Below are 1,573 nucleotides of genomic sequence, written 5' to 3'. Positions count from 1 at the left end.
CCCTCCAGCAACCCCACCACGCAGCTCTCGCATTGCCCGACGCGGCAACCCGTCGGAATCCGCACACCGTGCCGCTCGGCGAGATCGAGCAACGAGCCGCTGCCCGCGCCCCATTCGAGTTCCAGGCCCGATCGCTTGAACAGAACCTGTTGCGAGCTGTCTGCCGCCGCCTGCGCCGACGGCTGCGGTGAGACAAAACGCTCCTGGAAGATTTCGAAGCTCGGCACGCCGGCCTGCAGCAACGCTTGCCGCATCGTTTCCATCATGACGTCGGGCCCGCACATGTAGAAGCGGGCACGACGCGCGACCAGGGCTTCATCCATCATGCCGAGCGTCAGACGCCCGCGACGGTCGAAGTGGATGCCCTCGATTTCGCCGTCATCGGGCCGGGTATAGCAGGTGGTCACCCTCAGCTCCGGCATTTGGCACGCGAGTGCTGCGATACGCTCGGCAAAGGCATGCCCGCGCCGATTGGGGACGACATAATGAAGGTGCACGTCCGGTCGGCGATCCCAAAGAGCGAGCGTCTCAAGATAGCCCATGAACGGGGTGATGCCGATTCCACCGGCAATCAGCACGATCGGAAATTCATTGCTGCGCGGCAGCAGGAACCTCCCGGCAGGAGCCATCGAATAGAGACAATCGCCAACCCGCAATTCGTCCACCAGCCGCGGCGAAATGGCACCGCCCTTGAGCTTCTTCACGCCGATGCGATACGAGGTCGGTTGCGGGGCCGTCGCGCCGCAGAGCGAATAGGACCGCACCTCGCCTCGCCTTGCCGCTGCTTCATTGCAGGCGAGTGTCAGGAACTGGCCGGCCGCGAACGCCGGCAGGATCGACTTGTCGGCCGCGGCAAGTGTGATCTTTACGACACCATCGGCCTCCGGCTCGACCGCTTCAACCCGCAACGATCGGACGGCGGCCCAAGGCGCGACCTGTCCCAGGAGAGGAACGATATCGCAGCGAAGCGACCGCATGGCGGGCGCGGCGCTGACGGGATCGATCACGCACTCGCTGACCAGCGCATTGAAATTCGCGGTGGTCGCCCCATCCACCGACGAGCCATCGAGGCCGAGGTCCGGACAAGCCTGCCACCAGCCGTAGTCGGCGACCGCAACATTCTCGGCCAAGTCCGGATCGATCCGGGCGCGCATGATCGCACAGCCATCGGAAGTCCGGATCTCGACCCTGTCGCCATCCACCACCTGCCGCGCCTGCGCGAACGCGGTCGGCAAAGCCACGACAGGCACCGGCCACCGGCGACGCAGCGCCGAAATATCACGATGCTGGCTGTGACAATAACAGCCGTTCTTCGCCGTGGTCAGGATAAGCGGAAACGCGGCTTCTGGCGCGGAGGTCGGCGTCAGCATCGGCAGAGCCGGATAACCATGGCGTCGCAGCTTTTCCGAGTAGAACTCGACACGCCCGGTCTCGGTCGAAAATCCCTGGCACGTGCTGCCGCCGCGGGCATATTTGCGATAGCTGTGCTTGAGCGGCAGCCGGACGCCTTCCGGCGCGGCACGAAGCTCGTCGGTCGTGATGCCGAGCGGCTTCAGTACATCATTCCATGCGG

1 protein-coding gene is annotated in these 1,573 nt (G+C 64.8%); it reads right to left on the bottom strand.

The features are described from left to right. Positions 1 to 1,573 (bottom strand): molybdopterin dinucleotide binding domain-containing protein (locus tag WCB02_RS19970; protein WP_423960701.1); only part of this gene is annotated, 1,573 nt, incomplete at both ends.

It is taken from the genome of Bradyrhizobium sp., from assembly GCF_049581145.1.
Classification (GTDB): Bacteria; Pseudomonadota; Alphaproteobacteria; order Rhizobiales; family Xanthobacteraceae; genus Bradyrhizobium.
This window is presented reverse-complemented; position numbering and strand designations above follow the sequence as displayed.